The 25,105-nt window shown below is 55.2% G+C and carries 20 protein-coding genes; 15 read left to right on the forward strand and 5 right to left on the reverse strand.

All coding sequences use genetic code 11. The features are described from left to right. The first annotated feature begins 430 nt into the window (after positions 1-430). The 5 genes from purL (at position 431) to glnB (ending at position 9,383) form a co-directional block, all read left to right on the forward strand. Positions 431-4,315, forward strand: coding sequence for a phosphoribosylformylglycinamidine synthase (gene purL / locus ABRZ26_RS16555; protein WP_319605255.1), 3,885 nt, complete (start codon positions 431-433; stop codon positions 4,313-4,315). 1,087 nt (positions 4,316-5,402) lie between these two features. Continuing rightward, positions 5,403-6,839, forward strand: a complete 1,437-nt coding sequence (locus tag ABRZ26_RS16560) for a sensor histidine kinase (protein WP_319605256.1) — start codon at positions 5,403-5,405, stop codon at positions 6,837-6,839. A 3-nt stretch (positions 6,840-6,842) separates the two neighbouring features. Then, complete coding sequence (gene qseG / locus ABRZ26_RS16565) at positions 6,843-7,619, forward strand: two-component system QseEF-associated lipoprotein QseG (protein ID WP_319605257.1); 777 nt, start codon at positions 6,843-6,845, stop codon at positions 7,617-7,619. After that, positions 7,616-8,953 carry a two-component system response regulator GlrR gene (gene glrR, locus ABRZ26_RS16570; protein ID WP_319605258.1) on the forward strand — a complete coding sequence of 446 codons (1,338 nt, stop codon included), beginning with the start codon at positions 7,616-7,618 and terminating at the stop codon, positions 8,951-8,953. The genes qseG and glrR overlap by 4 nt, the downstream gene beginning before the upstream one ends. Before the next feature lie 91 nt (positions 8,954-9,044). Then, the gene (glnB, locus tag ABRZ26_RS16575) at positions 9,045-9,383 is read left to right on the forward strand and encodes a nitrogen regulatory protein P-II (RefSeq protein ID WP_319605259.1); all 339 of its coding nucleotides are present in this window, start codon (positions 9,045-9,047) and stop codon (positions 9,381-9,383) included. Positions 9,384-9,574: 191 nt separating this feature from the next. On the opposite strand, the gene paeY is transcribed toward glnB, so the two are convergent. Then, positions 9,575-11,236 carry a pectin acetylesterase PaeY gene (gene paeY / locus ABRZ26_RS16580; protein WP_319605260.1) on the reverse strand — a complete coding sequence of 554 codons (1,662 nt, stop codon included), beginning with the start codon at positions 11,234-11,236 and terminating at the stop codon, positions 9,575-9,577. A gap of 505 nt (positions 11,237-11,741) precedes the next feature. On the opposite strand from paeY, the gene glyA reads away from it, so the two are divergent. From glyA to ABRZ26_RS16605, 5 genes are all read left to right on the forward strand, one after another. Next, the gene (gene glyA / locus ABRZ26_RS16585) at positions 11,742-12,995 is read left to right on the forward strand and encodes a serine hydroxymethyltransferase (protein ID WP_319605261.1); all 1,254 of its coding nucleotides are present in this window, start codon (positions 11,742-11,744) and stop codon (positions 12,993-12,995) included. A gap of 175 nt (positions 12,996-13,170) precedes the next feature. Further along, positions 13,171-14,337, forward strand: a complete 1,167-nt coding sequence (locus tag ABRZ26_RS16590) for a 3-phenylpropionate MFS transporter (protein WP_319605262.1) — start codon at positions 13,171-13,173, stop codon at positions 14,335-14,337. An 88-nt stretch (positions 14,338-14,425) separates the two neighbouring features. Next, positions 14,426-15,088 (forward strand): DUF1007 family protein, encoded by a 663-nt coding sequence (locus ABRZ26_RS16595; protein ID WP_319605263.1) that lies wholly within the window; start codon positions 14,426-14,428, stop codon positions 15,086-15,088. Next, positions 15,079-16,140, forward strand: coding sequence for a nickel/cobalt transporter (locus ABRZ26_RS16600; protein ID WP_319605264.1), 1,062 nt, complete (start codon positions 15,079-15,081; stop codon positions 16,138-16,140). The genes ABRZ26_RS16595 and ABRZ26_RS16600 overlap by 10 nt, the downstream gene beginning before the upstream one ends. Positions 16,141-16,259: 119 nt before the next feature. Beyond that, positions 16,260-17,387 (forward strand): ABC transporter substrate-binding protein, encoded by a 1,128-nt coding sequence (locus tag ABRZ26_RS16605; RefSeq protein WP_319605265.1) that lies wholly within the window; start codon positions 16,260-16,262, stop codon positions 17,385-17,387. Between the two features lie 66 nt (positions 17,388-17,453). On the opposite strand, the gene ABRZ26_RS16610 is transcribed toward ABRZ26_RS16605, so the two are convergent. The 4 genes from ABRZ26_RS16610 to suhB form a co-directional block, all read right to left on the reverse strand. Further along, positions 17,454-18,254, reverse strand: coding sequence for an ABC transporter ATP-binding protein (locus ABRZ26_RS16610; RefSeq protein WP_319605266.1), 801 nt, complete (start codon positions 18,252-18,254; stop codon positions 17,454-17,456). Then, complete coding sequence (locus tag ABRZ26_RS16615; protein WP_413556298.1) at positions 18,251-19,357, reverse strand: FecCD family ABC transporter permease; 1,107 nt, start codon at positions 19,355-19,357, stop codon at positions 18,251-18,253. The genes ABRZ26_RS16610 and ABRZ26_RS16615 overlap by 4 nt, the downstream gene beginning before the upstream one ends. A gap of 6 nt (positions 19,358-19,363) precedes the next feature. Then, entirely contained in the window at positions 19,364-20,497 is a 1,134-nt protein-coding gene (locus ABRZ26_RS16620) for an ABC transporter substrate-binding protein (RefSeq protein WP_319605267.1), read from the reverse strand. A gap of 158 nt (positions 20,498-20,655) precedes the next feature. After that, a complete protein-coding gene (gene suhB / locus ABRZ26_RS16625; RefSeq protein ID WP_319605268.1) occupies positions 20,656-21,459 on the reverse strand; it encodes an inositol-1-monophosphatase in 804 nt (267 codons plus the stop codon). Positions 21,460-21,580: 121 nt separating this feature from the next. On the opposite strand from suhB, the gene trmJ reads away from it, so the two are divergent. The 5 genes from trmJ (at position 21,581) to iscA (ending at position 25,061) form a co-directional block, all read left to right on the forward strand. Further along, a complete protein-coding gene (trmJ, locus tag ABRZ26_RS16630; protein ID WP_319605269.1) occupies positions 21,581-22,306 on the forward strand; it encodes a tRNA (cytosine(32)/uridine(32)-2'-O)-methyltransferase TrmJ in 726 nt (241 codons plus the stop codon). Between the two features lie 130 nt (positions 22,307-22,436). After that, complete coding sequence (gene iscR, locus ABRZ26_RS16635; RefSeq protein ID WP_319605270.1) at positions 22,437-22,931, forward strand: Fe-S cluster assembly transcriptional regulator IscR; 495 nt, start codon at positions 22,437-22,439, stop codon at positions 22,929-22,931. Between the two features lie 165 nt (positions 22,932-23,096). Then, positions 23,097-24,311, forward strand: coding sequence for a cysteine desulfurase (iscS, locus tag ABRZ26_RS16640; protein ID WP_319605271.1), 1,215 nt, complete (start codon positions 23,097-23,099; stop codon positions 24,309-24,311). 24 nt (positions 24,312-24,335) lie between these two features. Continuing rightward, complete coding sequence (gene iscU / locus ABRZ26_RS16645; protein ID WP_319605272.1) at positions 24,336-24,722, forward strand: Fe-S cluster assembly scaffold IscU; 387 nt, start codon at positions 24,336-24,338, stop codon at positions 24,720-24,722. A gap of 15 nt (positions 24,723-24,737) precedes the next feature. Beyond that, positions 24,738-25,061 (forward strand): iron-sulfur cluster assembly protein IscA, encoded by a 324-nt coding sequence (iscA, locus tag ABRZ26_RS16650; protein WP_319605273.1) that lies wholly within the window; start codon positions 24,738-24,740, stop codon positions 25,059-25,061. Positions 25,062-25,105: the final 44 nt, after the last annotated feature.

Consider the following 25,105-nt stretch of genomic DNA (forward strand, 5'->3'; position numbering starts at 1 on the left):
TGAGACTCGCCCTACGGGCCGTCGCAAGCGACGTTGAAAATCGCTCCAGGCGATTTTTTACTCGTCTCATCCGTGAGACTCGCCCTACGGGCCGTCGCAAGCGACGTTGAAAATCGCTCCAGGCGATTTTTTACTCGTCTCATCCGTGAGACTCGCCCTACGGGCCGTCGCAAGCGACGTTGAAAATCGCTCCAGGCGATTTTTTATACGAAAGTCCCGGAGTCGGGGCATTTTGCGTAACAAAACGGCAGTGTGCAACTTTTATTGATTCGCTTAATGTTTAGTCAGTACCTCAATGTGATGTTGAACAATAGCGACGCAAACGGTTTCGTCCTGGGAAAGGATTCTCTATAATGACGCGCGTTTCCCCCCTGTAGCGCCCAACGACTGCACCGCTGTCAGTGCATCGAAGACGAGAGAACTTTAGATTATGGAAATACTGCGTGGTTCACCTGCTTTGTCGGCTTTTCGTATTAATAAACTGCTTGCCCGGTGCAAAGAGCACTTTTTGCCGATTAGCGATATCTATGCCGAATACGTACATTTCGCCGATGTCAGTACGCCACTGAACAACGATGAACTGGCCAAACTGACACGTTTGCTGAAGTATGGTCCTTCTCTCGCTGAACATGAGCCGCAAGGCCGTTTGCTGTTGGTGACTCCCCGTCCCGGCACGATTTCCCCCTGGTCTTCCAAGGCGACGGATATTGCGCGTAACTGCGCCTTGAATAAGATTTTGCGCCTGGAACGCGGCCTGGCTTTTTATATTCATGCGCCGACGCTCAGTGATGAACAGTGGCGGCAACTGGGGGCGTTGCTGCATGACCGAATGATGGAGAGCGTGTTTGACGATATGCGGCAGGCGGAGAAACTGTTCTCGCATCAGCAGCCTGCGCCGCTAAAACGCATAGAAATCCTGTTGCAGGGCCGTCAGGCGCTGGAAAAAGCGAATGTCCGGCTGGGGTTGGCGCTGGCTGAAGATGAGATCGATTATCTGCTGGAGGCGTTCGGCAAGTTGGGACGCAACCCGACCGATATCGAGCTGTATATGTTCGCACAGGCGAACTCCGAACACTGCCGCCATAAAATTTTTAACGCCGATTGGGTGATCGACGGCGTGGAACAGCCGAAGTCGCTGTTTAAAATGATTAAAAACACCTTCACGCATACCCCGGACCATGTGTTATCGGCCTACAAAGATAACGCGGCCGTGATGGAAGGCTCCGCCGTCGGGCGTTTTTATGCCGATGCCCAGGGCAACTATGATTACCATCATGGCGACGCGCATATCCTGATGAAAGTGGAAACCCACAACCACCCGACCGCCATTTCACCCTGGCCGGGCGCGGCCACCGGCTCCGGCGGTGAAATCCGTGATGAAGGGGCAACCGGACGAGGCTCCAAACCCAAAGCGGGTCTGGTGGGCTTTTCCGTATCCAACCTGCGTATCCCCGGTTTTGAACAACCCTGGGAAGAGGATTTCGGCAAGCCCGATCGTATCGTCAGCGCATTGGACATCATGACCGAAGGGCCTCTCGGCGGCGCGGCGTTTAATAATGAATTCGGTCGTCCTGCGCTGACCGGCTATTTCCGCACCTATGAAGAGCGGGTAGACAGCCATAACGGTACAGAGCTGCGCGGTTACCACAAACCCATCATGTTGGCGGGCGGTATCGGCAATATTCGCGCCGACCATGTGCAAAAAGGCGAAATCAGCGTCGGTGCCAAGTTGATTGTCTTGGGCGGCCCGGCGATGAATATCGGTCTGGGCGGCGGCGCGGCATCGTCGATGGCATCCGGTCAATCCGATGCCGATCTGGATTTTGCTTCCGTTCAGCGCGATAACCCGGAAATGGAACGCCGTTGTCAGGAAGTGATTGACCGTTGCTGGCAGTTGGGCGAACAGAACCCGATTCTGTTTATTCATGACGTGGGCGCCGGCGGATTGTCCAACGCCATGCCGGAGCTGGTGAGCGACGGCGGCCGCGGCGGGCGTTTCGAACTGCGTGACATTTTGAATGACGAACCGGGCATGAGCCCGCTGGAAGTCTGGTGTAATGAGTCGCAAGAGCGCTATGTTCTGGCCGTCGCGCCGGAAAAACTGGCGTTGTTTGATGAAATCTGCCGCCGTGAACGCGCGCCTTACGCGGCGATCGGCGAAGCGACGGAAGAACTGCATCTGACGTTGAACGATCGCCATTTTAATAATCAACCTATCGATCTGCCGCTGGATGTCTTGCTGGGTAAGACGCCGAAAATGCTGCGTGACGTCGAACGTACGCAGGTGGAAGGCGCGCCGTTAAAACGCGAAGGGATTTATCTGGCCGACGCCGTCGAGCGCGTGCTGCATTTACCGGTGGTGGCGGAGAAAACCTTCCTGATTACCATCGGCGATCGCTCGGTTACCGGTATGGTGGCCCGCGACCAAATGGTCGGCCCCTGGCAGGTGCCGGTGGCTGACTGTGCGGTAACGACGGCGAGTCTGGACAGTTACTACGGCGAGGCGATGTCTATCGGCGAACGCGCGCCGGTGGCGCTGCGTAATTTCGCGGCTTCCGCACGTCTGGCGGTGGGCGAGGCGTTAACCAATATTGCGGCGACCCATATCGGCCCGCTGACTCGGGTCAAGCTCTCGGCTAACTGGATGGCGGCGGCCGGTCATCCCGGCGAAGACGCCGGGCTTTACGATGCGGTAAAAGCTATCGGCGAAGAACTTTGTCCGGCGTTGGGATTAACGATCCCCGTCGGCAAAGATTCCATGTCGATGAAAACCCGCTGGCAGGAAGACGGCGAAGATCGCGCCATGACCTCGCCGATGTCATTGGTGATTTCCGCCTTTGCCCGGGTGGAGGACGTGCGCAATACGGTAACGCCGCAACTGCGCGCCGATCGGGATAATGCGTTGTTGCTGATCGACCTGGGCGCGGGGCGCAAGGCGCTGGGCGCGACGGCGCTGGCTCAGGTGTATCGCCAGTTAGGTCGTGAAACGGCGGATGTTCACGATGCGCAACAGTTGGCCGGCTTCTTTAACGCCATACAGCAACTGGTGGCGGATAAAGCCTTGCTGGCCTATCACGACCGTTCTGACGGCGGTTTGCTGGTCACGCTGGCCGAGATGGCATTCGCCGGACACTGCGGCGTGAATGTGGATATCGCCTCGCAGGGGGACGACGCGCTGGCTACGTTGTTCAATGAAGAACTGGGGGCGGTTATCCAGGTTGCGGCATCGCGCCGGGCGGAAGTGGAAAGCGTGCTCGCCCGCCATGGTCTGGCGGATTGCGTGCATTATCTTGGTCGTGCCGAAGAGGGCGCCCGCTTTGTTATTACCGCCGGCGCGGACGTGGTTTACCGCGAAAGCCGCACCACGATGCGTACCTGGTGGGCGGAAACTACCTGGCAGATGCAGCGGCTGCGCGATAACCCGCAATGCGCCGATCAAGAGCATAGCGCCAAGCAGGATGACAACGACCCCGGCTTGAACGTGACGCTCACTTTCGAACCGCAGGAAGATATCGCCGCCCCTTATATCGCCAAACAGGCTCGTCCGAAAGTGGCCGTGTTGCGTGAGCAAGGGGTGAACTCTCATATTGAAATGGCGGCGGCTTTCCACCGTGCCGGTTTTGACGCCGTTGACGTCCATATGAGCGACCTGTTGGCGGGGCGTCGGGATCTGAAGGATTTCCATACGCTGGTCGCCTGCGGCGGCTTCTCTTATGGCGATGTGCTGGGCGCGGGCGAAGGCTGGGCGAAGTCTATTCTGTTCAATCCGCGGGTGCGTGATGAGTTTTCTGAGTTCTTCCAACGCCCGCAGACGCTGGCGCTAGGGGTATGTAACGGCTGTCAGATGATGTCTAATCTCAGGGAGCTGATCCCAGGCGCCGAGCTCTGGCCGCGTTTTGTCAAGAATAAGTCAGAGCGTTTTGAGGCTCGCTTTAGCCTGGTGGCGGTCGAGAAGAGCCCATCGTTGTTTATGAACGACATGGCCGGGTCACGTATGCCTATCGCGGTTTCACACGGCGAAGGTCTGGTTGAGGTGCGTGATGGCGAACATCTGGCCGCGCTGGAGCAGCATAACCTGGTCGCGTTGCGCTATGTGAATAACTTCGGTCAGGCGACGGAAAATTATCCGGCCAACCCGAATGGCTCGCCAAACGGCATTACTGCGGTGACCAGCGCCGGCGGCCGCGCGACGGTCATGATGCCGCATCCTGAGCGAGTTTTCCGTACCGTCAGCAATTCCTGGCATCCGGAAAACTGGGGCGAGGACGGGCCATGGATGCGCATGTTCCGCAATGCGCGCAAACAACTGGGGTAATTGCTAACCGAGTACAACCGCAAGGGGCTTCGGCCCCTTCATTCGTTTAACCCATCCGCGGTAAAACTCATCCCGGCCTTTTACTCCGTCATCCTGGCCTTCAACTCGCTCATCCTGGCACACACACCGTCATCCCGGCACACACACCGTCATCCCGGCACACACACCGTCATCCCGGCACACACACCGTCATCCCGGCACACACCGTCATCCCGGCACACACACCGTCATCCCGGCACACACACCGTCATCCCCGGCACACACACCGTCATCCCGGCACACAACACCGTCATCCCAGCACACACACCGTCATCCCGGCATACAACACCGTCATCCCCGGCACACAGCACCGTCATCCCCGGCACACACACCGTCATCCCCGCGGTAGTAGGCGGGGATCTCCTACTGAAACCGGGAGCAGCCATCGGCTGATGCCTGCCTTCGCGCGAATGGCAATCTTTGCCCTTTGCCGATAGCAATGCCTTATCCTTGTCGTGTTTTCGCGACAAATATACAGTTGCCTGTCTCCGATAAGAGACATTTAACTCTTTGATTTTAATGGGTTGACATAACTGTGTGGAAAGGTGTCTGCTTTTGACGACAGAAACCTGATTATCGGCCTATCCATTTCGTTTTTAGTCGCATTGATTAAGCGAGCTATAAGATTTAAATTCATTTAAATTAACGAGTTAATATAATTTTTTTCTAATTGGCATGAAATGTGCTTAATAATCAGCGTCGCTCATTCAATTGGTTATGATTGCGCTGCTGATTGGCAGACATCTTCGCTCATAACGCCCGGAATGACGCCACAAGAAAGGGTGCCTATCGTCCACCAGATCGATAACAGTCCGCGTAAGCCGGCTTTATCAAACATCGGGCGACACGTTGAGTGAGGCACCGCCTATTCAGTTACGCGGCCGGCAGAAGCTATTCTCCGGCCGCGTAATGCCAAGCCCAGTCCGCTTTCCTCTCCTGTTGATGATCACCTTTGTTTACCGTGTCGTTGCTATCCGGCGATGTTAAAAACGTTCTGACGTTTCTAGCAGATTCAGTTAGCATCAGAGCGGACCGATGGGTAAATGAGATGATTTCCTTGAAACGATGGCGTTTATTTCCGCGTTCTCTGCGGCAGTTAGTAATCATGGCGTTTGTGCTGGTGTTGTTGCCTTTATTGGTACTGGCCTATCAGGCGTATCAAAGCCTGAATACGCTCAGCGAACAGGCCGCTGAGATCAATCGGACGACCTCCACGGATGCCCGACGCAGCGAGGCGATGACCAGCGTCGCGTTAGCCATGGAACGCAGCTATCGCCAATACTGTGTGCTGGACGATCAAACCCTGGCGACGCTCTACCAGAATCAACGCAACCAGTATTCTCAAATGCTGGACTCGCACGCTTCCGTCCTGCCCGACCCCCGTTATTATCAAACGCTGCGTCAGTACTTAACCCAGCTTGCGGAACTACATTGCCAAACCAGCGGTCCCGATCGGGCGGCCTCGGAACTGTTGGAAAACTTCTCGCGCGCCAACGGACAAATGGTTCAGATGACCCGTGAAGTGGTCTTTTCCCGCGGTCAGCAACTGCAACAGGCGATTGCCGAACGCGGCCGGTTTTTCGGCTGGCAGTCGCTGCTGCTGTTTCTGGTGAGTCTGATACTGGTCGTTTTGTTTACTCGTATGATTATCGGCCCGGTTAATGGCGTCGAGCGTATGATCAATCGTCTGGGAGAAGGACGCTCTTTGGGCAATACCAGTACCTTCAAAGGCCCGCGAGAAATCCGATCTTTAGCGCAGCGCATTATCTGGCTGAGCGAGCGGTTGTCCTGGCTGGAGTCGCAGCGGCATGAGTTTTTGCGCCATATCTCGCATGAGCTGAAAACGCCGCTGGCGAGCCTGCGTGAAGGCACGGAGCTGTTGGCCGATGAAGTGGTCGGCCCCTTGACGGCCGATCAGAAAGAAGTGGTGTCCATTCTCGACAGCAGCAGCCGCCATTTACTGCAATTGATCGATCAACTGCTGGACTACAACCGCAAGCTGGCGGATGCGCCGACGGAGTTGGAGCGGGTCGAAATTGAAGAAATTGTCGATATCGTCGTGTCGTCCCACAGTCTGCCCGCCCGAACTAAAATGATTCATACCGACATAAAACTGGAGTCGGAATACTGTTGGGCAGAGACGACGTTATTGATGCGCGTAATTGACAATCTCTATTCCAATGCGGTGCACTATGGCAAGGAATCCGGTAACATTTGGATCCACAGTCGGTTGACTGGGAATCGGGTGCAGATTGATGTCGCCAACAGCGGCGCGCCGATCCCGCAAGCGGAGCATGGCATGATTTTTGAGCCGTTTTACCAGGGAAGCCGTCAGCGTAAAGGCGCGGTAAAAGGCAGCGGGCTGGGGCTGAGCATCGCCCGTGATTGCATCCGTCGTATGCATGGTGAATTAAGTCTGATATCCGTTGATTATGCCGATGTCTGTTTTCGTATTGAATTGCTATTAACTTCCGAGAATGAATAAAGAATGAACGCATGGTTCGCTCGTCCCTCCCCCCCGCACATGCCGTCCGCCATATTCGATATGCTTGTCCGTCGTATGTCGGGGGCCGTGGTGATGCCATGCTTGTGCTTAACGGCGATACTGTTATTGACCGCCTGTAAACATAATGCGGGCAGCTATTTGACCTTCGGGGAGGCGGCGCAGTTTACGCCAAAAGAGCAGGTCGCCGATTATCGAGTGGCGCAGTGTGAACATCTCTGGCAGGTGGACGATCGGGAAGTCATGATCAATGCGCTGTACTGGCTGCGTGCGATGGATTGCGCCGGACGCCTGACGGAGCCGCAGGCGCGTGAAGAAGCGCGGCAAGTGGCGGGCAGCGGTTGGGATAGCGCGTTCAAGCAGGGGATTTTATTGGATAACGCCGGTATTTCGCCGGTTGAGCGGCAGCGGATGTTAGAACAACTCAACATGTTCCGTCTTGATTTCCCTGACGCGTTACGTCCGCTGATACAGACCTGGCGCGACAGGCAAACGCTGTTGCTGGCCTTATCGGATGAGCGTTTACGTTATAAGCGATTGCAGGAGTCCACGGATAAACAACTGGAGGCGCTGCAAGCCGAGCAAGGGCATTTGCAATATCAGCTCGAAACCACCAGGCGGAAGTTGGAGAACCTGACGGACATTGAGCGTCGGCTTTCAACCCGTAAGCAGCTATCAGGGGAGATGCCCGATACCGAATCTTATCAGCGCAATAATGCCGACGCGGATAAATCGACGACCAAGGAGCCGAGAAAACAATGACAGCCCGTAAAGCGGCGAACTTGCTGCTGGTGGACGACGATCCCAGCCTGCTAAAGCTGTTAGGGATGCGTCTGACCAGCGAAGGTTTCAGCGTGACGACGGCGGAAAGCGGTCAGGAAGCGCTGCGTTTGTTAACCAGAGAACAGTTCGATCTGGTGATTAGCGATCTCCGCATGGACGAGATGGACGGCATGGCGCTTTTTTCTGAGATTCAGCGCCATCAACCGGGGATGCCCGTCATTATTCTGACGGCTCACGGTTCGATTCCTGATGCGGTCGCGGCAACCCAGCAAGGGGTGTTCAGCTTCCTGACCAAACCGGTCGATCGGGATGCGTTATATCAGGCGATTGATGAAGCCTTGGCTTTGTCGGCGCCGGTTGGCGATGAAGGCTGGCGAGAAAACATCGTTACCCGCAGCCCGCTGATGTTGCGCCTGCTGGAGCAGGCCAAGATGGTCGCCCAGTCGGACGTCAGCGTGCTGATTAACGGCCAGAGCGGAACCGGGAAAGAGGTGTTGGCCCAGGCGATCCATGCGGCCAGCCCGCGCGCGAAGCAAGCCTTTATCGCCATTAACTGCGGCGCATTACCCGAACCTTTGCTGGAATCGGAATTATTCGGCCACGCGAAAGGGGCTTTTACCGGGGCGGTCAGCAGTCGGGAAGGGCTATTTCAGGCGGCGCAAGGCGGTACGCTGTTTTTGGATGAAATCGGCGATATGCCGCTGTCGCTACAGGTCAAACTGCTGCGGGTCTTGCAGGAACGCAAGATCCGTCCGCTGGGCAGCAACCGCGATCTGGATATCGATGTGCGTATTATCTCCGCTACCCACCGCGACCTGCCTAAGGCCATGGAAAAAGGCGAGTTCCGTGAAGATCTGTACTATCGGCTGAACGTCGTCAATATGAAATTGCCCGCCCTGCACGAACGGGCGGAAGATATCCCGCTACTGGCTAATCACTTGCTGCGTGAGGCCGCCGCCAGGCATAAGCCATTTGTGCGATCCTTCTCGACCGATGCCATGAAACGGTTGATGACGGCAAGTTGGCCGGGTAACGTCCGACAACTGGTTAATGTCATTGAACAATGCGTGGCGCTGACCAGCGCGCCGGTAATCGGCGAGGCGCTGGTCGCACAGGCGCTGGCTGGAGAAAACACCGCGTTGCCGACGTTTGTCGAAGCCCGTCATCAGTTCGAACTGAACTACCTGCGCAAACTGTTGCAGATAGCCAAAGGCAATGTCACTCAGGCTGCGCGGATGGCGGGGCGTAACCGGACGGAATTTTATAAACTGTTGGGCCGTCATGAATTGGACGCCAACGATTTTAAAGAATAATGCTAATGGATTGTCGGTTCGGATTCTGACAATCTTGTTTCTCGCTGATGCCCGGCTTTGGCCGCAACATAGGTAATAAAAAGGTTCTTCGATGAAAAAAATTGATGCGATTATCAAGCCGTTCAAACTGGACGATGTACGTGAAGCGTTAGCTGAAGTGGGCATCACAGGGATGACGGTAACGGAAGTAAAAGGGTTTGGTCGTCAGAAAGGCCACACAGAGCTCTATCGCGGCGCTGAGTACATGGTCGACTTTTTGCCCAAGGTAAAAGTTGAGATCGTGGTCGGGGACGATATCGTTGATACGTGTGTGGAAGCCATCATGCGCACGGCGCAGACCGGTAAAATCGGCGACGGTAAAATCTTCGTCTTTGACGTCGCCCGCGTTATCCGTATCCGTACCGGCGAGGAAGATGAAGAGGCGATCTAACGCCCTGTATTAAACCCGTTAGCAGGCGGGGATCAGCTGACAGTATCTGCCGCTATCCCATCATCCCCGCCTATCTTCCATCATCCCCGCCTATATCCCGTCATCCCCGCGGCAGTAAGCGGGGAGCTCCTGCTGAAACCGTGAATAGTCATCGGCTGATTCCCGCCTGCGCCGCGGGTTGATCTAGCGGGTCATTGTTTACTCTTGCTCGCCAGTTTATCCGCCAGCGTTTTTAATTCCGGCGTTTTGCTAATCGCATCCGCGACAATCCCTGATACCGCGATAGCCCCTTTTTTCTGGAAATGCGTCGCATCCGGTTTCTTCAGGCTGCCGATCTGATTACGGTAAAACGGGTAGCGTGCGGGATCGACCGCCAGCCAGTACTGTTTCCAGTGATTGCTGTTCCCCTGATTCGCCAGCGCGATCGTCGCCGTTTCGATATCCAGCACAGGGACTTTATTGGCGGCGGCGGTATCTTTGATGGTCTGGCTGTAGTCGCCGGTAAACGCGTATCCGCCTTCGGCATTTTGTTTGGTGAAGTGGTTATGCACGGCGGGCGTGCCGACTTTGCCTTCCGCGGTAAACACCCTGGCTGTCGGCGTCAGCAACACGGGGGTTAACTGATGTTGGCGGGCGAAAGTAATATAACGCTCCAGCGAGGTCTGAAACGACATATCGTCTTTACCCGGAGGGGATTGGGTTTTACCCGCCGCATTATTAGGATAAGTACACAAATTGGCGACATCGGCGGCGCCTCGCACCGGTCTGGCGCTGTTGCAGTTCTGGTCATTGATCCCCATTTGAATGAACAGAAAATCCCCGGCTTTCATCAATGGCCGCATCTGGCGGAACCAGCCGTCATAAAAATAATCGCGCGACCCTCTTCCGGGGCGCGCGCCGTTGACGACTTTCACGCCGCTGTCAGGACGAAACTGCTGTTCAAAGATCTGCCCCCAGCCCATGCGCGGCTGGCGGACTTTTTCATTGGTCGCCGCCGTGGAGTCGCCGACCAGAAAGATGCGGGTTTGCGCTTTTTGGATGGCGGTCAGGTGCTGGCGGGCAAACGGATAATCCAGCGGCTCATAGGCGCCTTGCCCGTACAATCCCGTAATCGGCCGGAAAACGCTGTCCGTCAACACGGTATAGCCTGAGTAGCCGGTGTTATTGTCATAATTACGGTTGTGATTGATGACATCGATAATTTTGCCGACCGCTTCCTGCTGGGCGACGGGATAGGTCAGGGGATCGAAACGAGCCGGGACGGCGATGCCGGCTTGTTTCAGCGCGCTATTGAATCCTGCATGGAATGCGGCATAAGCCTTTTTCAACGCGGCGTTATCCAGCGTCGGCGGCGAGGGATCGTCAGCCAACTGCTGCGGCCCCGGATACCCTGCGGCCACGGCGACGTCAGAAATAATACGGTCGGTGAGCGGGTTAATGTTGACGATATTGTCACGACCGGATTGCAGCGACGGCGCCAATGCATTCAGACAAATTGCGCGGGGAAGATTGCTGAGCTGACAGTTGGTGCCGCCTGACTCGATAGCCAAAATACGTAATGGCGAGGATAAGTCTGAAATATCAATATGGTAATTGCCCTCATCATCAGTCCGCGTCTGCCTGCGCTGACCCTGCCCATCGCGGATAATTATCGTGGCCGGTAAATGGATTTCACGGTGCGTCACGTGTCCGGTCAAGGTTGTGTTATCGCCAAGCTTGGCGCTGGCTATCGCCTCGATGGCGCTTTGTTGTTTTGCATTGTGCGGTGAGGCGGACGATTCAGCATGTGCCAGTAGCCAGGGGGCGGAAAATAAGATAGCGAAGGTCATACCATCAGAAAAACGTTTTAACATGATCAGACATATCCTTTGTTGCAGGCAGCAAAAACACTTTTGCAAATTTTACACGTCGCCAAATGACTTATGGGCCTAACTTCATTAAAAGATGAGGGTTTTTATTATGCACCTAATTTTGTCAAAGAGGGTGCCTAAACTCGGCGATGCCTTAAATTTTCATTTAATATGAAACGATATTTCAATAATTCTGCGGTTTTTTGTGGTTAACAGGGGGAGCATCGAAACGGCGAGATGAAAACCTGCTGCCTGGTGATCCGCATCGATAACGACTTTTTATGCGCGCAAGATGAAGAAAAAACAGGTTGAAAATGAAGAAAACTCCGCTTCCCGCGCAGCGGCCTAAATGCGCGCAGCCCTTGCGCCGCCTGTAGCTAATCGTTTGCGTAAAAACCTCTGTCAAGCCCTATCTTCATAAGGGAGAAACGGTTTACACTATAGGCCAGTACCCGGATGGGTAGTTGTTTTCCAGTATATTGTAAGTTAGCTGAGTCAGGAGATGCGGATGTTAAAGCGTGAAATGAACATTGCCGATTATGATGCCGAACTGTGGCAAGCAATGGAGCAGGAAGTGGTGCGTCAGGAAGAGCATATTGAACTGATTGCTTCTGAAAACTATACCAGCCCACGCGTCATGCAGGCTCAGGGTTCTCAGCTGACCAACAAATACGCCGAAGGCTATCCCGGCAAACGCTATTACGGCGGTTGCGAATATGTGGACGTGGTTGAACAACTGGCTATCGATCGCGCCAAGGCGCTGTTCGGCGCCGATTACGCCAACGTACAGCCGCACTCCGGCTCTCAGGCCAACTTCGCCGTCTACACCGCGCTGTTGCAGCCGGGCGATACCATTCTGGGCATGAATCTGGCGCACGGCGGCCACCTGACTCACGGTTCCCCGGTCAACCTGTCCGGTAAACTTTACAACGTCATTCCTTACGGTATCGATGAAAGCGGCAAGATCGATTACGACGAGATGGCGGAACTGGCGCGCACCCATAAACCGAAAATGATCGTCGGCGGTTTCTCCGCCTATTCCGGCATTGTCGACTGGGCGAAAATGCGTGAAATCGCCGACAGCATCGGCGCTTATCTGTTCGTCGATATGGCGCACGTCGCCGGTCTGGTTGCCGCGGACGTGTATCCGTCGCCGCTGCCGCATGCGCACATCGTCACCACCACCACCCATAAAACGCTGGCCGGCCCTCGCGGCGGCTTAATTCTGGCGAAAGGCGGCGACGAAGATCTGTATAAGAAACTGAACTCCGCGGTATTCCCCGGCGGTCAGGGCGGCCCGCTGATGCACGTTATCGCCGGTAAAGCGGTGGCGCTGAAAGAAGCGATGGAGCCGGAATTCAAGGTTTATCAACAGCAGGTCGCCAAAAACGCCAAAGCCATGGTCGAGGTGTTCCTGGCGCGCGGCTATAATGTAGTTTCCGGCGGCACCAGCAACCACCTGCTGCTGCTGGATCTGGTCAGCAAGGATATCACCGGTAAAGACGCCGATGCCGCGCTGGGCCGCGCCAATATCACCGTGAATAAAAACAGCGTGCCGAACGATCCCAAGAGTCCGTTCGTCACTTCCGGCGTGCGTATCGGTACGCCGGCCGCCACTCGCCGCGGCTTTAAAGAGGCGGAAGTGCGCGAACTGGCGGGCTGGATCTGCGACGTGCTGGACAATATCAACGACGAAGCCACCATCGAGCGCACCAAGCAGAAAGTGCTGGATATCTGCGCCCGCTTCCCGGTTTACGCCTGATAGCAACGCCATCGCCCCGGATGTCGCCGCCGGGGCATAGGTCAAGACGCCGGCCTTCGCGCCGGCATTTTTTTTCATCTTCAGCACGATCCCCGCTTCTCGTCTTTGCCGGTGAATAACGCATTGCGCCGGCGCTCGCTCTCTGACAGAGTACCCTCCCAAAGAGGGAGAACCTATGGTACTGCAATCAACACGTTGGCTGGCGCTAAGCTACTTCACTTACTTTTTCTGTTATGGCGTTTTTCTGCCGTTCTGGGGCGGATGGTTAAAAGGCGAGGGGCTTTCCGCCGAATCCATCGGGCTATTGCTGGGGGCCGGTTTGGTCGCCCGTTGCGTCGGCAGTCTGGTGATTACGCCCTGCGTGAAAGATCCGTCGAAACTGATAATGGCTTTGCGGATGTTGGGATTGCTGACTCTGGTGTTATTCATTGGCTTCTGGTTAGGCAACGCCTGGCTATGGCTGCTGTGCGTGATGATCGGCTTTAACCTGTTTTTTGCTCCGCTGGTGCCGCTGACGGATGCGCTGGCCGCTATCTGGCAACGGCAGGTCGTGATGGATTATGGCAAGGTGCGGGTCTGGGGATCGATTGCTTTTGTCATCGGTTCCGCCGTTACCGGTGAGCTGGTGTCCGTTTGGGGGCATCCGGCGATTCTGGCGATCCTGAGCGCCGGGCTGGTGGCCATGTTTGTCGGCATGTTGTTGCGCCCCAGCGTGATGCCGGAAGCGGCCGCGTCTGCAACGCAATCGGCGATCGTCACGCCCTGGAAAACCCTGTTTCGCGAACCGCCGGTCTGGCGTTTCTTGCTGTGCGTGTCCCTGTTGCAAGGGGCGCATGCGGCATACTATGGTTTCAGCGTGATTTACTGGCAGGATGCCGGTTATTCCGCCTCGATTATCGGCTATCTGTGGTCGTTGGGCGTGGTGGCGGAAATTGTCATTTTCACTTTCAGCCAACGCCTGTTTCGCTGCTGGAGCGCCAGAGATTTGCTATTGCTTTCCGCCGTTTGCGGCGTCGTGCGTTGGGCGCTGATGGGCGCGACCGTGGCGCTGCCGTGGCTGGTCGTGATACAGATATTGCACTGCGGCACCTTCACCGTTTGTCATCTGGCGGCGATGCGCTTTATCGCGGCGCGATCCGACGGCGAAGTGTTACGTTTGCAGGCGGTTTATTCCGCATTGGCGATGGGCGGGAGCATCGCGTTGATGACGGTGGTTTCCGGTTTCCTGTTTGAACATTTGCAGCACGGCACGTTCTGGGTGATGGCGCTGTTGGCCGTTCCGGCGTTATTTATACGTCCGACCGTCATGCCGCGTATCCACTCACGTGATGATACGCGGTAATTTCCGTCGCCGGTATCAACCGGGCGTTTTGTCGGTTAATCGCCCGGCAAATAGCGCCATCGGCGTGAAGCTTTGTGATGAGGAGTTTATGTTATATTATAACATTTTAATCGGTTGGTTCAGGCGAATTCCCCTGCTGATGGCAGGCATGGTCACCATCTGTCAGCCCGTTTTTGCTCATCCACACAGTTTTATTGATATGCAAACGACTATCGAAAGTCACAACGAAAAGATCACCGGCTTGCGTATGGTATGGACCATGGATCCCATCACCTCCGCGGATCTGTTGTACGACGCCGGCAACGCGACAAAAGATTCGGAAGTCTGGAAAAAACTGGCCGCGGAAGTGATGGCGAATGTGCTGGGACAACACTACTTCACCGATATCTACCGCGATAATCAACCGATAAAATATGCGCCGATGCCGACGGAGTATCATCTTTCCCGTAAAGGGAATCAGGCCGTGCTGGAGTTTGTGTTGCCCCTGGCTCACCCACAGCCATTGGCAGGCAAACCGTTGCTGATTGCCACCTATGACCCGACCTATTTTGTCGATATGTCTTACGGGGATGAGAAGGCGATAAGGCTGGCGCCTTCGTTGGCCGCACGCTGTAAAACCACATTGGCAACGCCAAAGCCCAATGCGGATTTGCAGTCCTATGCGCTCTCGTTGGATAAAGCCGATGCGCCGGACGAGGATATGGAGCTTGGGAAACAGTTCGCTCAGCGGGTGACGTTGCAATGCCATTGAAGATAAATGCGGTTCGGCGACCCACATCGCCGGTTAGTCGATGGGCCGCGCTGTGGCCGTTAGGATTATTGATTGTTTTAGTTGGATTGAGCGCGTACTGGGTGGCGGGCTACTGGCCGCAAATCGTGCTGCAAAGCGCGGTCTGGCAAAAGTCGCTGCACCAGCAAATGTCGCTATTGCTGCAAATGGTTGAGGCGCGTCCGCATCGGGCCGGCCTGGCATTGATGATGTTCAGTCTATTGTACGGCGTATTACACGCCGTCGGGCCGGGACATGGCAAGGTGGTTATTATGACTTACCTGGCGACGCATCCTTCGAAGTTGAAAAGCAGCCTTAAACTTACCTTTGCCGCGTCTCTGGTGCAGGGCCTGACGGCCGTGCTGCTGGTGACGGTGGTGTTGGTTTTTTTACAGCTTTCCAGCCGCACGTTACATAACGGCAGCTTCTGGCTGGAGAAGGGGAGCTTTATTCTGATTGCCGGGTTGGGCGCGCTGCTCTGTTACCGGGCGTCGAAACAGCTTATCGGCAATCTGTTCCGGCGTGGTAACTCCGTCACTATTCTGCGTTTAACGCCGGTCGATCGGCACGCTGGCCGTATGAAAGCGCCGTTGGCCGCCATGACGCTGAACGACGGGCGTGACGCGTGCGGATGCGGCCATCGTCATCTTCCCAGTCAGGAAGAGCTGAATCAGGAGGGCAACTGGCGCACTCGCTTGATGATCGTTCTGGCGATGGGCATGCGGCCTTGCTCCGGGGCGATATTGGTATTGCTGTTTTCCAAAGTCGTTGGGGTGTTTCTCTGGGGGATCGCTTCGGCGCTGGTCATGGCGTTGGGGACGGCATTGACCATTTCCGCGCTGGCGATGTTGGTCTTTTATTGTCGTCGTGCGATCGCGCGTTTAGCTAAAACGGGTTCATCTCCGCTCTGGCCGAAGATAGCTGGCTCGGTTTTATCGCTGGCGGGGGGGATGCTCCTGTTTGGCGCCGGCGTTCTGCTGTACTTAAGCGCTCAGCCAGCCATGATGGGGGGCATTCGTCCTTTCTCCGGCTGATATTTTACGTTTTCTTAACGTATGTATAAAAATGCGTTGCCTGATTTAACATCACCATTATATCATCCTCGCAAGTGATAATGATTATCACTTATAACCTTGAAAGGAGAGGGGAAATAATGAAAAAGTGGCTGCTTTCGGTTGCTGTTATGTTGGGCTTGAGCGCTGTATTGACAGTGAGTGCCGCCCCCATTGTTATTGAAGATGTCAGTGGCAGAAAGGTTGAAATTAAATCGGAAGTTAAACGGATTATTTTAGGCGAAGGGCGGCAAATCTATTTGCTGGCCGCGTTTGACACCGAAGCCCCATTTCAGCGCGTGGTAGGCTGGCGCGACGATCTATCGAAAGCGGATTATGACGGTTATCTGGCCTATGAGAATAAGTACCCGGCTATCAAAAAGCTGCCTACGTTCGGCGGCGCAAAAGACGGCACCTTTAACGTCGAGCAGGCGCTGACGTTAAAACCCGATCTGGTGCTGATGAATCTGGAGTCGAAAGCCGCGACGGACGAAGGCAAGCTGATTGATAAACTCAATGCGCTGGGCATCCCGGTGGTGTTTATCGATTTTCGCGAAAAGCCTTTTGAGCATGCCGAGAAAAGCATTCACATCATGGGGCAGCTGCTGGGCAAACCGCAACGCGCGGATGAACTGATTCAGTTCCGCCGCCAGCAGATTGAAATCGTTACCGAGCGATTGAAGAATTATCAGGGCGTTCGGCCGAAAGTGATGATCGATCGCGCCGGGGGCTATGACGATGAATGCTGCATGTCGTTCGGCAATGAAAACTTTGGCCGCATGGTTGAAGCGGCTGGCGGCGAGAACATCGCCAAGCATCTGATCCCCGGCACTTTCGGTACGCTGAACCCGGAACAAATCATCAGTGCCCGGCCGGATGTCGTTATCGTGACGGGCGCCAACTGGAAAAATTACAATACCGCCAACGGCTGGGTGGGCGTCGGCCCCGGCGCCGATCGGCAGGCTGCCTTACAGCGTCTGCAAAAGCTGATGGAACGTGCCGCGTTTAAAACCTTGCCGGTCGCCACCAACGGCAATGCGCATGCTATCTGGCATCAGTTCTACGATAGTCCGTATCAGTTCGTCGCCATTCAGGCTATCGCCAAATGGCTGCATCCGGAGCTATTTAACGATATCGATCCGGACGCCACGTTCCGCACCTTCCACGAGAAGTTTCTGCCGCTGCCTTACCAACCCGGTTATTGGGTGACGTTGCCGGCCAAATCCTGACAAATAAAAAGAGCGCTGACGGCGATTGGCCGTCAGCGCTCTCCGGTTTTTTCCACGCTGGCCCGGCTAACTGCTCGGCTCGGTGACCAATCCGTCGATAATCACCTGCGGAATGCCTTGCGAACAGCGTTCAATCCGGCCTTTCACGCCATACACCGCTGCCAGACTTTCCGGGCTGATCACCTCGGCAGGCGCGCCATTGGCGATCAGATTGCCGTTTTGCAGCATCAGCACATGGTCGCCGTGGCGCAGCGCGATGTTGATATCATGCACCACCACCACCGTGATGATGTTGCGCTTGCGCGTTTCCCGGCGCACCAAATCCATAACGTGAAACTGATAGTTCAGATCCAGCGCGCTGAGCGGCTCGTCCAGCAGCAACAGCGAAGGTTGGCGAATTAACGACTGCGCCAGTCCGACCAACTGCTTTTGTCCGCCGGAAAGCTGATCGAGATAACTCAAGGCCAGATGCTCGATGCCCAATTGCTTCAGCAGCGTCATCACTTCGGACTGGCTGTCGGCGCTGTGCAGGCCGCCGGATGCGCGCTGGGCGACGATGATGGATTCGAGTACATGCAGATGTACGCCGGCCGGCAGAGATTGCGGCAGATAAACCACTTTTTCCGCCCGCTTGGCGAATGACATCTGCATCAGATTGTCGCCGTCCAGCCACAGCTCCCCTTCGGCCGCGCCCAGCCCGGCCATGGCGCGCAACAGGGTGGATTTACCGCTGCCGTTCGGGCCCAGCAGGACGGTGATTTTCCCGCGCGGCAGCAAAGGAACGCAGAGATCGCTGATAACCTGGCGTTTAGGGTAGCCCGCGCGAAAATGAGACAGACGCAATCCCGATGATGCCTGATGGCTCATACATTCCCCCTATGGCGCAGAATAATGCTCAGGAAGAAAGGCACGCCGACCAGCGAGGTGACGATGCCGACAGGAATAATCACGCCGTGGATCAGGTTTTTTGACGCCACCGAGGCCAGCGAGAGCACCAGTGCGCCGATGATCGCGCTGGCGGGCAAATAGAACCGGTGATCTTCGCCGAATATCATACGGGCGATGTGCGGCGCGACCAATCCGATAAAGCCGATGGGGCCGACAAAAGCCACGGATACCGCGGACAGAATGCTGATGCGCAGCAGAGTCGCCAGACGCAGACGCCGCACGTTAATGCCGAAGCTGACGGCGCGATCTTCGCCCAGTCTCAATGCGGTGAGTTTCCAGGCGCTCATCAGCGACAGCGGCATCACGGCAAGCAGCACCAGCAGCAAAACGCCCAGCTTTTCCCAGGATGCCCGCGCCAGACTGCCCATTGTCCAGAACACCAATCCTTGCAGCGTGTCTTCATTGGCGATGAATTGCAGCATGGAAACCAACGCGTTAAAGGTGAATACCAGCGCGATGCCGAACAGCACCACGCCGGAAGTCGCCACCTGCGTCCAGCGCGTGATGCCGTCGAGCAGCAGCACGGCCAGCAGGGCGAAGAAAAAGGCGTTGGCGGAAATAAACCACTGCGCCGGAATGCCCGGGATCCCGATACCCAGCACGATGGCGAGGGCCGCGCCGAATGCCGCGGCGGACGACACGCCCAGCGTAAACGGGCTGGCCAGCGGGTTATTCAGGATCGTCTGCATCTCCGCGCCCGCCAGTCCCAGCGACAGACCGACGATAATCGCCATCAGGGCATAGGGCAGACGAATTTCCCAGACGATCACCCTGGTACCCGCATCGGCATTGGCGGGATTCGTCAATGTTTGCCATAACACGTCCAGCGTCAGACCCGAGGGCCCCATGGTGAAATCCAGCAGCAACGAGCCGACGATCGCCGCAAGCAGCAGCATGAGGGTGCTCATCCGACGGCGCACAATATGCTGATAGCGGTGCATAACATCATTTTCGGAATCTTTGTTTCCTGAAATGTGTTTTTCCGCCACGTCGGTGGTTTTTGGGTCAGTTGTTACGCTCATGAACGTTTACTTAGCCGGTTTCCAGAAAAAGATAAAATCGCCGTGGGGCAAGCCAGTGAAATGGCGCACAATATAGCGGTAGTTTTCATCCGGATCCAGCGTAGGGAATTGCTGCGGATAAATCGCTTTTGCCAGATATTCCATACCGATGATGTTGAACGGATTGTTATAGAACTGATGATAGATGCCGTAGGTCTTTTTTTGCTGCACGGCCGGAATCTGGCTGACCCCGGTACGGTTCAACAGGATGCTTGCCTGTTCATCAATGCTTTTCTCATCGGCGCCGAGTCCGAACGGCAGGGGATTGACGCCGTTGCTGTTGGCTTTGCCGCGCTTGGCGCCCGTCAGGATGTAGGCATCCGGTTTCATGCTGATGAGTTTTTCCAATGAAATATAGCCGGTTGCGCCGGGCAGTAACTCGGAACCGATGTTACGCGCCCCGACGGCTTCCACCAGACCGCCCCAGCCGTTGTGGGCATGGCTGAAGCAGCAGGCGTCCGAACGTCCGGCCCAGGCTTCGACAAACACAGTCGCCTTGGTCGGCAGAGATGCCGTCTGTTTTTGGATCTCGGCCAGGTGCCGGCGATAAAAATCGGTATAGGCTTTGGCGTTCTCTTCCTTGTTCAACACTTTACCCAGCAGGTCGATACTGGCGGCGGTGTTCTTGACGGGATGAACCTCATAGTCGACGAACACCAGCGGGATATTCAGCGCTTTCAGTTTATCGATGATGCCGTTGTCCGTTAACGTCGGTTTGGCGCGCAACTGCGCGATGACCAGATCCGGCTGTTTCGACAGCACGCTCTCCAGTTCAACTTCGCCCTTATCGCCGAATCCCATATCCAGAATTTCCGCGGCCTGCGGCCATTTTTGCGTCATCAGCGCCCAGGTGGCCGCATCCGATCTTTTCGGCAGGTTATTCCAGGCCACCAGACGTTGAAACGGATTCTCGCGGTCAAGCAAGGCCAGCGCCATGATATCGCGGCCGTCCTGTAGCACAATTCGCTGTGGTTCTTTTTTAATTTCAATGGATTGCCCGTCTATATCCGTAATGGTGAGCGGATATTGCGTGGCATAGGAAGCAAAAGGGGAAAGCAGTGCGGTGGTCAGTAAAAGTTTATACAGCATTTTCTTGAACATTATCGTCATCCTGAGATTATCTTCTTTGAAAAAAAATGATTTTAATAACCATTATCATATGGTCGCGGAATTATACGCGGGATGGAAGAGTAAAAGGGGTTGGAATAATTAAAAAAATCATGCCGGTCAGAACGCCGGCATCTATTCCCGCGAGAAAATCAGCGTTTTAACGCATCGCTCAAATCATCGCGGATGGTTGCCAGAATGGATTTGACGACGCGCGGATTACCCGCAACCAGATTACCGGAAGAGAGATAATTGTGGCCGCCGACGAAGTCGGTCACGATGCCGCCGGCTTCACGAACCAGCAGGTCGCCGCCGGCGAAATCCCAGGGTTTCAGACCGATTTCAAAGAAGCCGTCGACACGGCCGGCGGCGACATAGGCCAGATCCAGCGCGGCGGAACCCGTGCGGCGGAAGTCCGCGCATTGGGTAAACAGCGATTCGATGATTTTGATATAGCTTTTGGCGTGCTGTTTGGCCTTGAACGGGAAGCCGGTAGCCAGTACGGTGCCGTCCAGGTCGCGAGCGTTGCTGCTGCGCAGACGATAACCGTTTAACTGCGCGCCCTGACCGCGGGTGGCGGTGAACAGCTCATTACGCATAGGATCGTAAACCACGGCGACTTCGGTGCGGCCTTTGAGGCGCACCGCGATAGAGACCGCGAAATGCGGCAGACGTTTGATGAAATTCGTGGTGCCGTCTAATGGATCGATTACCCATTGCACATCCTGATCTTCACCTACCAGCTCGCCGCATTCCTCGCCAATGATGGTGTGTTGCGGATAAGACTTGCGGATGATTTCAACGATCAGACGCTCAGCATCTCGGTCGACGTTAGTGACAAAGTCATTGCTGCCTTTTTGACTGGCTTCTACAGCGTCAGGGGTTTCGTAATTTTTAGCAATTAAATTACCGCCTTTACGCGCAGCGCGTATAGCGATATTGAGCATCGGATGCATGGTATCGTCCACTAGAATGTTAAAGAACAGAAAGCGGGCGGCATTATAGCAGGGGAAAATGAAAATATCTAAGTTTGTGTTAGAATGGCCCGATTTCCTCCTCGTATTACATAGAGTCCGCATGTTACACAATATTCGCGTTGTTCTGGTCGAAACGTCCCACACGGGCAACATGGGATCGGTCGCCAGAGCGATGAAGACCATGGGGTTAAGTAAACTCTATCTGGTTAATCCGTTGGTAAAACCCGACTCACAGGCGATTGCCTTATCCGCCGGCGCCAGTGATGTGATTGGCGATGCCACGCTGGTTGACTCGCTCGATCAGGCGCTTGAAGGATGCAGTCTGGTGGTCGGCACCAGCGCGCGTTCGCGCACCTTGCCCTGGCCGATGCTGGAGCCGCGCGAATGCGGCGTTCGCAGCGCCCGGGAAGCGGAGCACGCCCCCGTCGCCCTGGTGTTTGGCCGCGAGCGCGTCGGCCTGACCAACGATGAATTGCAGAAGTGCCATTATCATGTTGCGATCCCCGCCAATCCGGAGTATAGCTCTCTGAATCTGGCCATGGCCGTACAGATCCTGGCGTATGAAGTTCGCGTCGCTTATCTCGACCGCTTGCAGGCGGGCGAGGAAGAGCATGACGAAACGCCTTATCCGCTGGTGGACGATCTGGAGCGTTTTTATCAGCACCTTGAGCAGACCTTACTGCAAACGGGCTTTATTCGACAGGCGCATCAGGGACAGGTGATGAATAAGCTGCGTCGTTTGTTTACCCGGGCGCGGCCGGAAAGTCAGGAACTGAATATTCTGCGCGGTATCCTGAGTTCGGTTCAGAAAAAACAGGGCGAGTGATCGTTAAATAATACTTGAGTGAAATGCTGGGTTAAATAGTTGACTAAAACACTCGGGAATGTCAGACTCAAATCCTGTTTTGTCAATACATGTCTTAATAATACATGTTTCATCTACAGGTACCACTATCATGAGACTGACATCTAAAGGCCGTTATGCCGTTACCGCCATGCTTGATGTGGCGCTGCATTCTAAAGAAGGTCCGGTTCCGCTGGCGGATATCTCGGAACGGCAGGGCATTTCGCTCTCCTATCTGGAACAATTGTTTTCACGCCTGCGTAAAAACGGGCTGGTTGCCAGCGTCCGTGGCCCTGGCGGCGGCTACCTGCTGGGTAAGCATGCCAGTGAAATCGCCGTGGGTACCGTAATTTCCGCCGTGGACGAATCGGTGGATGCAACCCGTTGCCAGGGGCGTGAAAGCTGCCAGGGCGGCGAACGTTGCCTGACGCACACCCTATGGCGCGATCTGAGCGATCGCATTACCGACTTCCTGAACAACATCACGTTGGATGAGTTGGTCAATAACAAAGAAGTCCTGGACGTCGCGGATCGTCAGGAAACCGATACGCGCCGCACCGCCAACGGACGCCAGCAAGATACGATCAACGTTAATCTGCGCGCCTGATCTACGACGACCCATAGGGGAGGGCAGGGATAGCCCGTTACGCTTTCCGGAAAGAATTTTTCACAGCGCGTCGCGTTGGCTCGAAGAAAGGATACGGGCAAAATAGCCCGTTATAAAAACAAGACGCTTTGCACGTTTTGAAGTGATGTACGGAGTTTATGAGCAATGAAGTTACCGATTTATCTGGACTATTCAGCAACGACGCCGGTTGATCCGCGGGTGGCTGAAAAAATGATGCAATTTTTGACCCTGGACGGTACTTTTGGCAACCCGGCTTCCCGCTCTCACCGCTTTGGCTGGCAGGCGGAAGAGGCTGTCGATATCGCCCGTAATCAAATCGCGGAGTTAGTGGGCGCGGATCCCAGAGAGATTGTCTTTACGTCCGGCGCGACGGAAGCGGATAACCTGGCCGTCAAAGGCGCGGCGAACTTCTATCAGAAGAAAGGCAAGCACATCATCACCAGCAAAACGGAACATAAAGCCGTACTGGATACCTGTCGTCAGCTGGAGCGTGAAGGCTTTGAAGTCACCTATCTGGCCCCGCAGCGTAACGGCATTATCGATCTGAAAACGCTGGAAGCCGCGATGCGCGACGACACCATTCTGGTTTCGATCATGCATGTGAATAATGAAATCGGCGTGGTGCAGGATATCGCCGCTATCGGCGAAATGTGCCGTAGCCGCGGCATCGTGTTCCATGTCGATGCGACCCAGAGCGTGGGTAAACTGCCTATCGATCTGAGCCAGCTCAAAGTGGATTTGATGTCGTTCTCCGGCCATAAAATTTATGGGCCGAAAGGCATCGGCGCGCTGTACGTGCGTCGTAAACCGCGCATTCGTATCGAAGCGCAGATGCACGGCGGCGGGCATGAACGCGGCATGCGTTCCGGCACCTTACCCGTTCATCAAATCGTCGGCATGGGCGAAGCCTACCGTATCGCCAAAGAAGAAATGGTCGCCGAAGCGGCGCGCCTGCGCGCGCTGCGCGATCGTTTGTGGAACGGCATCAAGGATATCGAAGAAGTCTATCTGAATGGCGATCTCGAACACGGCGCGCCGAATATTCTTAACGTCAGCTTCAACTATGTTGAAGGCGAGTCGCTGATTATGGCGCTGAAGGATCTGGCGGTGTCGTCCGGCTCCGCCTGTACCTCCGCCAGTCTGGAACCCTCCTACGTATTACGCGCGCTGGGTATGAACGATGAATTGGCGCATAGTTCGATCCGCTTCTCGCTGGGTCGTTTTACCACCGAAGAAGAGATCGATTACGCCATTGAGCTGGTGCGGAAATCTATTGGTCGCCTGCGCGAACTTTCTCCGCTGTGGGAAATGTTTAAGCAAGGCGTGGATATCAGCAGCATCGAATGGGCGCATCATTAATTCGCAGGATAGGGGACGACGATTATGGCTTACAGCGAAAAAGTAATTGATCACTATGAAAATCCACGCAATGTCGGCTCGTTCGACAACGCGGATCCGAACATTGGCAGCGGTATGGTAGGCGCGCCGGCCTGCGGCGACGTCATGAAGTTGCAGATTAAGGTCAATGCCGAGGGCATCATTGAAGATGCGCGCTTCAAGACCTATGGCTGCGGTTCCGCCATCGCCTCCAGTTCGCTGGTGACCGAGTGGGTAAAAGGTAAATCGCTTAACGAAGCGGAAGCGATTAAAAACACTCAAATCGCCGAAGAGCTTGAGTTGCCGCCGGTGAAAATCCACTGCTCCATTCTGGCGGAAGATGCCATCAAGGCGGCGATTGCCGACTATAAAAGTAAACGTGAAGCCAAGTAAATTGCCGAGGTTGTTATGTCAATTTCTTTGAGCGACAGCGCTGCGCAACGGGTAAACGCATTTCTGGCCAACCGGGGCAAGGGCCTCGGCCTGCGCCTTGGCGTACGCACCTCCGGTTGTTCCGGTATGGCGTATGTGCTGGAATTCGTTGACGACGTCAACGCGGATGACGTGGTATTCGAAGATAAAGGCGTCAAAGTCATTATCGACGGTAAAAGCCTGGTCTACCTTGACGGTACCGAACTGGATTTCGTCAGGGAAGGGCTGAATGAAGGCTTCAAGTTCAATAACCCTAATGTCACCGGCGAATGCGGTTGCGGCGAAAGTTTTAACGTTTGACCACTTCTCAGGGTAGTTGATAGACCCAATAGATTTCGGGATGC

The organism is Brenneria sp. L4-2C (assembly GCF_040240335.1).
GTDB lineage: Bacteria > Pseudomonadota > Gammaproteobacteria > Enterobacterales > Enterobacteriaceae > Brenneria.